This window comes from Oleiphilus sp. HI0066, assembly GCF_001635725.1.
The window spans coordinates 1-780 of record NZ_LWFH01001166.1; the positions used below are offsets into that span (position 1 = coordinate 1).

1 protein-coding gene and 1 pseudogene are annotated in these 780 nt (G+C 42.1%); both read left to right on the plus strand.

Annotated features, from left to right (window positions below; genetic code table 11):
• Positions 1-187 precede the first annotated feature (187 nt).
• Positions 188-418, plus strand: a complete 231-nt coding sequence (locus tag A3738_RS15525) for an OadG family protein (protein WP_231876670.1) — start codon at positions 188-190, stop codon at positions 416-418.
• Positions 419-463: 45 nt separating this feature from the next.
• Positions 464-780: pseudogene (locus A3738_RS15530) on the plus strand (oxaloacetate decarboxylase); the annotation flags it as partial.

A 780-nucleotide genomic window follows, 5' to 3' on the forward strand; every position in this document is an offset into this window, starting at 1 on the left:
TATCTATCTGTATTCCTTTTTGTTTTGGTGTTTTGCATTAGTTTTGGTTATGGTCTTAATAGCGGATTCGAATTTGCTAAGCCTATTGAATGGCGGTAAATTACCGGAGCTTTTAAATGGCAGGAAAATGCACGCCTGCTTACTTATAAATTAATCCATAAGGGTTGATCAAACTATGAGCGATTTAATGACTCAAGCGTTCAGTCTCATGGCTGTCGGTATGGGCTTCGTCTTCGTATTTCTAGCGATTCTTGTTGTTGTGACTTCGACTATGTCAAAGCTAGTTAACAAGTATGCGCCGAAGCCTGAACCAGCTAAAGCGGCGCCAGCTCCTGTTGCTGCAGCGCCGGCTGATGCACAATTACTTGCAGTTTTACAAGAAGCGGTTAATCAGTACCGTTCGGACAAGAAACGCTAATATCGAATTATAACTACTAAACCTTTAATAGAAGGCCTGACAGTAATGACTGAAGCAAATAAGAAACTCGGTATCACCGATGTGGTACTTCGAGATGCTCACCAATCACTTCTTGCAACACGTATGCGTATCGACGATATGCTTCCAATCGCTGAGAAATTAGACCAAGTTGGTTATTGGTCTCTAGAGTCATGGGGCGGTGCGACGTTTGACTCATGTATTCGTTTCATTGGCGAAGATCCATGGGATCGTATTCGCGAACTTAAAAAAGTGATGCCAAATACTAAGCAACAAATGTTGTTGCGTGGTCAAAATCTGGCTACCGTCATTACGCAGATGATGTTGTTGATAAGTTTGTTGAG

Excerpts from the sequence above, each read along its gene's own strand:
- A3738_RS15525 (WP_231876670.1), top strand. The coding sequence starts at position 188 with ATGACTCAAGCGTTCAGTCTCATGGCTGTCGGTATGGGCTTCGTCTTC.